Source organism: Streptomyces sp. NPDC002130 (assembly GCF_040296465.1).
In the GTDB taxonomy this organism is placed as follows: domain Bacteria; phylum Actinomycetota; class Actinomycetes; order Streptomycetales; family Streptomycetaceae; genus Streptomyces.
Genome location: NZ_JBEOXI010000332.1, coordinates 1 through 7,526 on the forward strand (window position 1 = coordinate 1; position 7,526 = coordinate 7,526).

7 protein-coding genes are annotated in these 7,526 nt (G+C 70.4%); all 7 read right to left on the bottom strand.

Annotated elements, in window-relative coordinates; genetic code table 11:
- Window positions 1-126 precede the first annotated feature (126 nt).
- Complete coding sequence (locus ABT116_RS37210; protein WP_351643442.1) at window positions 127-1,410, bottom strand: NAD(P)/FAD-dependent oxidoreductase; 1,284 nt, start codon at window positions 1,408-1,410, stop codon at window positions 127-129.
- 48 nt (window positions 1,411-1,458) lie between these two features.
- Entirely contained in the window at window positions 1,459-2,124 is a 666-nt protein-coding gene (locus ABT116_RS37215) for a haloacid dehalogenase type II (RefSeq protein ID WP_059085101.1), read from the bottom strand.
- 45 nt (window positions 2,125-2,169) lie between these two features.
- Complete coding sequence (locus ABT116_RS37220) at window positions 2,170-3,108, bottom strand: aldo/keto reductase (RefSeq protein ID WP_351643446.1); 939 nt, start codon at window positions 3,106-3,108, stop codon at window positions 2,170-2,172.
- Window positions 3,105-4,565: an aldehyde dehydrogenase family protein gene (locus ABT116_RS37225; RefSeq protein WP_351643449.1), complete on the bottom strand. Its 1,461-nt coding sequence runs from the start codon at window positions 4,563-4,565 to the stop codon at window positions 3,105-3,107. Before ABT116_RS37225 ends, ABT116_RS37220 begins: the two co-directional genes overlap by 4 nt.
- Window positions 4,562-5,515 carry a succinylglutamate desuccinylase/aspartoacylase family protein gene (locus tag ABT116_RS37230; RefSeq protein WP_351643452.1) on the bottom strand — a complete coding sequence of 318 codons (954 nt, stop codon included), beginning with the start codon at window positions 5,513-5,515 and terminating at the stop codon, window positions 4,562-4,564. The genes ABT116_RS37225 and ABT116_RS37230 overlap by 4 nt, the downstream gene beginning before the upstream one ends.
- Window positions 5,516-5,538: 23 nt before the next feature.
- Window positions 5,539-6,924, bottom strand: a complete 1,386-nt coding sequence (locus ABT116_RS37235; RefSeq protein WP_351643455.1) for an aminotransferase class III-fold pyridoxal phosphate-dependent enzyme — start codon at window positions 6,922-6,924, stop codon at window positions 5,539-5,541.
- The coding region (locus tag ABT116_RS37240; RefSeq protein WP_351643457.1) for an ABC transporter permease at window positions 6,921-7,526 on the bottom strand (606 nt) is incomplete at its 5' end. The genes ABT116_RS37240 and ABT116_RS37235, both read right to left, overlap by 4 nt.

A 7,526-nucleotide genomic window follows, 5' to 3' on the forward strand; every position in this document is an offset into this window, starting at 1 on the left:
TGCCTCCCAGCATGCCCGGTCACTCTGACAAGCGGCACTGACCTGCGCAAGAGCAGTCCACCGGAGGGGCGGGCGGTGTCGCAGGGGTCCGGCGGCCCCCGTGGTGTCACCGGTGTCGGTACCTGCTCAGAGCAGGCGGTCCTTCGCCTTGTAGTAGGCGCCGCCGAACGGCAGGAACCAGGGTGTGCCGTTGTAGAAGGGGACGGGGACCTTCGGGAAGCCGAAGCCGCGCATCGGGTTGGCCTCGGGGTTGCCGTCCATCATCTCGGCGACCGCGCGGCCCATGTAGGTGGCCATCTGGACGCCGTGACCGCAGTAACCCATGGAGTAGTACAGGCCGTTCTCCTCGCCCGCGTGCGGAATGCGGTCCCAGGAGAAGCCGACCATGCCACCCCACACGTAGTCGATGCGCACCCCCGCCAGCTGCGGGAAGATCTCCGTCATCTCCCGCTTGAGGATGTCACCGCTCTTGACGTCGGACGCCGGGTTGGACGGGGCGAAGCGGGCCCGGCCGCCGAAGGCGAGGCGGTTGTCGGGGGTGAGACGGATGTAGTTGCCGACGTTCTTGTGGGCGACCAGCAGGCGGCCGTTGGGGATGAGCTCCTTGGCGCGCGCCTCCCCCAGCGGCTCGGTGACGATGATGAAGCTGCCGACGTTGATCAGCCGCTTGCGGAACCACGGCATCGACTGGTCGGTGTAGGCGTCCGTCGCCGCCATGACCTGCTTGGCACGGATGGTGCCGCGCATGGTCTCCACCACGAAGCCGCCGCCAGGGAGGCGGGTGAGGCCGGTGGCGGCGTTGCGCTCGTGGATCTCGGCGCCGGCACGCTCGGCGGCGTCTGCCAGGCCGACGACGAACTTGCCCACATGCAGGGCTGCGCCGAGCGGGTCGAGCAGGGCGCCGTGGTAGTGGTCCGAGCCCAGCTCGGCGCGCAGCTCGCTCTTGCTCAGGACGACCGTCTCGTGGCCGAAGTTCTCTGCCAGGTCGCGCTGCTTGGCGTGCATGCCCTCGAGGTGCTTGGGCTTGCAGACCAAGCCGAGGCGCCCGGCACGGTGGAAGTCGCAGTCGATCTTCTCCCTGACCGCGATCTCCTCGACGACGTCCACTGCGACGCGGAACGCGTCGTAGAGCTCGCGGGCGCGCTCCTGCCCGTAGCGCTTGCGGGCCTGGGCCGGGCTGATGGTGATGCCGGGGTTGCAGTGGCTGCCGTTGCGCCCGGAGGCGCCCGAACCGACCTGGTCCTTCTCGACGAGGACGACCCGGGCCCCCTTGCGGGCGGCGTGGTAAGCGGTGGACAGGCCGGTGAGGCCGCCGCCGATCACCACCACATCCGCCTCGTCGGGCAGGTCCTTCCCGGAACGGTCGGGCAGGGCGGGGGCTGTGTCCATCCAGTAGGGGATCTGCTTCATGGCGTGCGTCCTCTGTCTTCTCGGTCTGTTTCGCCGGTGAGCCGTCGGTCAGCAGCCGAGGAGCTTCGGCAGGCCCGACAGGTCGGGCAGCTCGTCGTAGGGCTGGTAGTCGGCGCTGCCCTTGCGGCCGTAGCGGTTGATCCACACCCGGCGCTTCAGGCCCAGGTCGCGGGTCGGGATGTGGTCGTACTCCCAGCCCTGGGCGACGTGGATGACCTGCGACGACTCGACACCCATGGTCCGGAAGGCGTGCTTGAAGGTCTGGCGGTCCGGCTTGTAGGCGCCGGCCTGCTGGGCGGTGATGACGTAGTCGAACTCGACGCCGATGTTCTCGACGTTCCGCGCGATCAGGTTGTCGTCGGAGTTGGAGATGATGGCGATCTCGTACTTGGTCTTCAGCTGCCGCAGGGCCTCCGGGACCTCCGGCCAGGGGCCGAAGGTGGGGACGGCGTCCACGAGGGCCTCGCCGTCGGTCTCCCGGTACTCCAGGCCGTGCAGGCGCATGGCGTTGCGCAGGCTGGAGTGCAGGACCTCGTGGTAGGGGCGGTAGGCCTCCAGGACGGCCTGGAAGCGCATGACGCGGAAGTCGTCGAGGAACTCGTCGACATCCAGGTTGTCCAGGTCGAGCCGGTCCTCCAGGACCTTCAGGGTGGTGGGACCGAGCTCGAAGTTGATCAGGGTGGCGTAGGCGTCGAAGGTGACGATCTCTCGCATGGTGTCCAGCCTTGCTCTCGCGGTTTTCAAAGGGGGTGGGGGGCTTCAGACGACGCGTTCGCTGGGGGCGACGATCGCGTCGAGCACGGCCAGGTCGGCCGGGCTCGGTATCCAGTCGGCCGCCGCGGCGTTGGCGGTGACCTGTTGCGGAGTCATGGCGCCGCAGATGACGGAGCCGACGGCCGGCAGGGCCGCCAGTGCGCCGATCGCCACCTGGAGGAGGGTGAGGCCGCGTTCGGCGCCGTACTCGGTGAGCGCCTCGACCTTGTCGAGGGCCGCGTCGGTGAGCCAGCCCTGCCGCCAGGACAGCCTGCTGCCGGGCGGGGGCGCCTCGCCGCGCCGGTACTTGCCGCTGAGCAGGCCGTTGGCCAGCGGGTAGTACGGCAGCAGACCGACGCCGTGGCGCAGGCAGGCCGGGATCAGGTCCCGCTCCACGCCCCGGTCGAGCAGGTGGTAGCGGTCCTGGGTGGACACGAAGGCGTCCGTGACCTGCTCGGCCGGGAGGTTGGAGCAACCGATGTACCGGATCTTGCCCTCGTGGACCAGTTCCTGGAGCGCGGCGACCGTCTCCTCCAGCGGCGTGACGCCGTCCGGTTCGTGGTACTGGTACAGGTCGATCCGGTCGGTGCCGAGCCTGCGCAGTGACGCCTCCACCGCGTACCGCATGTAGGCGCGGGATCCACGCGGACCGTACAGGTCGGCGTCCCGGCTCATCTCCATGCCGAACTTGGTGGCCAGCACCACGTGGTCACGGCTGCCCTTGAGCGCGGCACCGAGGAGCCGTTCACCGTCGCCGCGGGAACCGCCCCGTTCGCCGGACCCGCCGTACATGTCGGCGGTGTCGAACAGGGTGATCCCGGCGTCGAGCGCGGCGTGGACGACGGCCTTAGTGCCGTCCTCGTCGAGGCGGGCGCCGAAGTTGTTGCCGCCCACGCCGACCACCGAGACGGTCGGGCCGCGCTCTCCGAGCGAGCGGTATCTCATGACCGGTTCCCGAAACCGATGCAGACGTTCTTGGTCTGCAGGTAGCTGGCCAGGCCTTCGAGACCCTTCTCCCGGCCCCAGCCACTGTGCTTGTAACCGCCGAAGGGGAGCTCGACGCCTGTGCCGATGCCGGTGGCGTTGACATAGACCTGGCCGGCTCGGATGCCCTCGGCCAGCCGCATCGCCTTGTCGATGTCGCGGGTCCACACGTACGAGGCCAGGCCGTACGGGCTGTCGTTGGCGATCTCCAGTGCCTCGTCCGCGTCGTCGAACTCGATGACCGTGACGACGGGGCCGAAGATCTCCTCACGGGCACAACGGGCCTGGTTGTCCAGTCCGGTGAGGACGGTCGGCTGGACGTAGTAGCCGTCGGCCAGTTCGGGGTCGGCGGGGGCGCCGCCGCCGGCCCGCGCCACGGCGCCTTCCTCACGGGCCAGTTCCAGGTAGCCGAGGACCCGGTCCCGCTGCCGTGCGGCGACGAGGGGGCCGACGTCCGGGTTGCTGAGACCGGGGCCGACGCTGAGGGAGGCGGCGTGCGCGACGAGCTTGTCCAGGAACTCCTCGGCGCCGCGCTGGAGCAGCAGCCGGGTGCCGGCGGAGCAGGTCTGCCCGGCGTTGCCGAACGCGGAGGCGGCGACGGCGCCGAGCGCCGCGTCGAAGTCGGCGTCGGCGAAGACGATGACCGGGGACTTGCCGCCCAGCTCCGTGACCGAGGGGACCACGTTGGCGGCGGCCGCCTGGGCGACCTTGATGCCGGTCGGCACCGAGCCGGTGAAGGTGACCTGGTCGATGTCCGGGTGGCCGGCGAGGGCCGCGCCGGTCTCCCCGTCACCGGGGACGACGTTCAGAACGCCCGGCGGGAGACCGCACTCCAGGGCGATCCTGCCGATCTCCAGCGGGGTCAGCGGCGCCTCGGGGGACGGCTTGAGCACCACCGTGCAGCCCGCGGCCAGCGCCGGGGCGGAGCCCCTCGCGGTGTTCTGAAGGGGGTAGTTGAACGGGATGATGTGGCCGGAGACGCCGATCGGCTCGCGGACGGTGTAGTCGAGCAGGCCGGGACCGAGCGGGATCGTCGAGCCGCCGAGCTTGTCGGCGACGCCCGCGTAGAACTCGAAGTAGCGGGCGGCCGCTTCGACATCCGCCTTCGCCTGGCGCAGCGGCTTGCCGACGTCCTGGCTCTCCAGGCGGGCCAGACGTTCGCCCTGGTAGCGGATGGCCTCCGCGATCCGGTACAGGATGCGCCCCCGGTCGGCGGCACGCATCCCGGCCCATTCGGGAGCGGTGAAGGCCGCTCGCGCGGCGGCCACCGCCTGGTCCACGTCCGCCTTGCCGGCCAGCGCCACCTGGGCGATGGCCGTGTCGTTCGACGGGTCGAGGACGGTGAAGGAGCGTCCGTCGGCGGCGGGGACGTGCTTGCCGTCGATCAGCAGCTCGATCAGCTGCAGTTCGTCGCTCATGGCTGGATCTCCCCCAGCACCTCGCCGAAGATGACGACCTCGTCGCCCGGGCGGACCGTGCGGATCCGGCGGACCCAGAGCACGATGCCGTCCTGCGGCGCGGTGACCTCTTCCAGCGTGGTGCCGTAGTGGTCGGTGATGGTGGCGATCAGGTCGCCTTCCTTGCAGGTCTCCCCCGGCTCGGCGCGGGCGACGAAGAAGCCGCCGGAGGCGGAGCGGGCGAAGGTGCCGGAGACCGTCGTGTAGGTGTCCCGCAGCTCTGCCTCGCCGTCGGTCATGCCGAGGCTGCGCAGGATGTTGCGGATCGAGTTCATGTGGTGCTCGACGTTGGTCTCGCGGTAGGTGGCGCCGCCGCACTCGATGGTTATGGCGGGCTTGCCGGCCTCGAGGACGGGGTGGCGGACCGTGCCGCCCCACTTGCCGCCCTTCCAGACCAGCTCGTGCCCGGCGGCCAGGGCCAGGTCCGTCGCCAGGTTCTCGTAGCCGCCCTGGAGGATGACGAGGGGGGCGATCTCGCCGTAGGCGCCGCCGGTGTGCAGGTCGACCACGGCGTCGACGGCCGGCACGACCTGCTCGACGAAGGTGGCGGCCAGACGCTGCGAGTACGAGCCCTCGGCGTCGCCCGGGAAGATCCGGTTGAGGTTGAGGTGGTCGATGCCGCTGGCGCGGGCGGCCGCCTCGAAGGCCGGGGTGTTCAGGCAGGGGATGCCGACGACGGTGCCGCGCAGCGTGGCCGGGTCGATCTCGGCGAGTACCCGGCGGATGGCCTCCTGGCCGTCGTACTCGTCGCCGTGCACGCCCGCGTCCACACACAGGACCGGGCCGTCCTGGACGCCGTTGACGACGATCAGCGGAATGCCGAGCTCCACGCCGTAGCTGCTGGTGCCGACCGGGATGAGGCCGTGGGCACGCTCGCCCGGGGCGACGGTCAGCGGACCGATGGAGTACATGTGGTTCCTTCCCAATACGTGATTCAGATGCGGGACGACGCCTCGGCGAGGGTGCCGGCGATGATCGCGGCGATACGGTCGAGGACGGCGCGGTCGCTGATCAGCGGGGGCGCGATCTGGACCAGCGGCGCGGAGCGGTTGTAGACGCGGGCCAGCAGGCCGGCCTCGCGCAGCCGACGCGGGATCAGATCGCCGATCAGCTCGGACCGGACCTTGGCGCTGAAGGCGCCGTCGTCGAGGTCGCCGACGAGTTCGCAGGAGTAGAAGAATCCGGTGCCACGGACGTCGCCGACGATCGGCAGGTCCTTGAGGGCCGCCATGCGCTGGGCCAGGTCGCCCTGGAGACCGCGGACGTTGTCCAGGATGCGGTCGCGCTCCATGATCTCCAGGTTGCGCAGGGCGATGGCCGTGCTCAGCGGGTGCCCGGCGAAGGTGTAGCCGTGGTTGAGGACCGCGCCGGGCCGGTTGATGACCTCCGTGACCTTGGTGCCGACCAGGGTCGCGCCCAGGGGGGCGTATCCGGCGGTGATGCCCTTGGCGACGGTGACCATGTCCGGGCGGGCGCCGTAGCGGTCCCCGCCGAACCACTCGCCGATCCGGCCGAAGGCCGTGATGACCTCGTCGGCGACGAGCAGGAAGCCGTACCGGTCGGCCAGCGCCCGCAACCCCTGCCAGTAACCCTGGGGCGGGGTGATGCAGCCGCCCCGGTTCTGTACCGGCTCGGCGATGAGCATCGCGACGGTCTCGGGGCCCTCGGTCAGGATCGCGGCCTCCAACTCCGCGAGCAGCCATGCCGTGTACACCTCGTCGTCCGCGAACTCCGGTGCGAGGCCGCAGCGGTTGGTGTTCGACACGAACCGGGTGTCGATCGCCGGCGGGCCGTACGGCTCCGTCAGGCCGGGGTCGTCGTTGAACGACAGGGTGCCGATGGTCAGGCCGTGGTAGGCGCCGCGCCGGGCGATCGCCTTGGTGCGGCCCGGCTCGCCGCGCAGGGCGTGGTAGCGGCGGGCTATCTTCCAGGCGGTCTCGACGGCTTCGGCGCCGCCGCTCGAGAAGAAGGTGTGCTCGATGTCGACGGGGGCGATCCGGGACAGCCGCTCGGCGAGTTCGATGGCCGAGGGGTGCGCGGACCCTGTCCACAGCGGGCTGTAGCACAGCTCGCGCAGTTGGCGTTCGGCTGCCTCGGCGAACTCGCCGCCGTAGGAGTAACCGAGCTGGCAGCAGTACAGCCCCGACAGGCCGTCGATGTAGCGCCTGCCGTCCGCGTCCTCGACGTACGGGCCCTCCCCTCGCTGGACGACGAGGAGGTCTTCGCCCTCGTCGCCGAGCGATCCGTTGGCGGTCATGTGCAGCAGCAGGTGCCGCTGAGCGGTGGCCGCGGTCAGCTGAGCGGCGGCGGTGGTGGTCATACGGCTTCGCCTCCGGGGTTGGCGACGCCGACGGTGTTCTCGACCGAGAGGAGGGATTCCTGTCGTCCGGAGCCGAGCCAGCGCACCAGGGCCACCAGGCCGAGGGCGAGGATGGCGAAGGCGATGAGGATCGCGCTGACGGCGGTGACGCTGGGGTCGATCTCGAAGGTGAGGGAGTTGTAGACCTGCACCGGGAGGGTGACGGTGTCGACGGAGGAGAGGAACTGGGAGATGTAGAACTCGTCGAAGCTGGTGATGAAGGAGAAGATCGCCGCCGCGATCATGCCGGGTGCCGCCAGGGGGAAGGTGATCTTCCGGGCGATGGTGAGGCGGCCGGCGCCCATGCTGGCCGCTGCGTCCTCCAGCCGTTCGTCGATCCCGCGCAGGGTGGCGATCAGGATCAGGACCGCGATCGGTGAGGCGAGGACGGTGTGGCCGAGGGCGATGGCGATGGGGCTGCCGAGCATCGCGGCCGGTTCGAAGAACAGGAACAGCCCGAGTGCGGTGACGATCTGGGGGATGAGCAGCGGGCCGAGGACCAGGGCGAAGACCGCGGAGCGCAGCGGGAGTTCGCTGCGGACCAGGGCGGTTGCTGCGGTCAC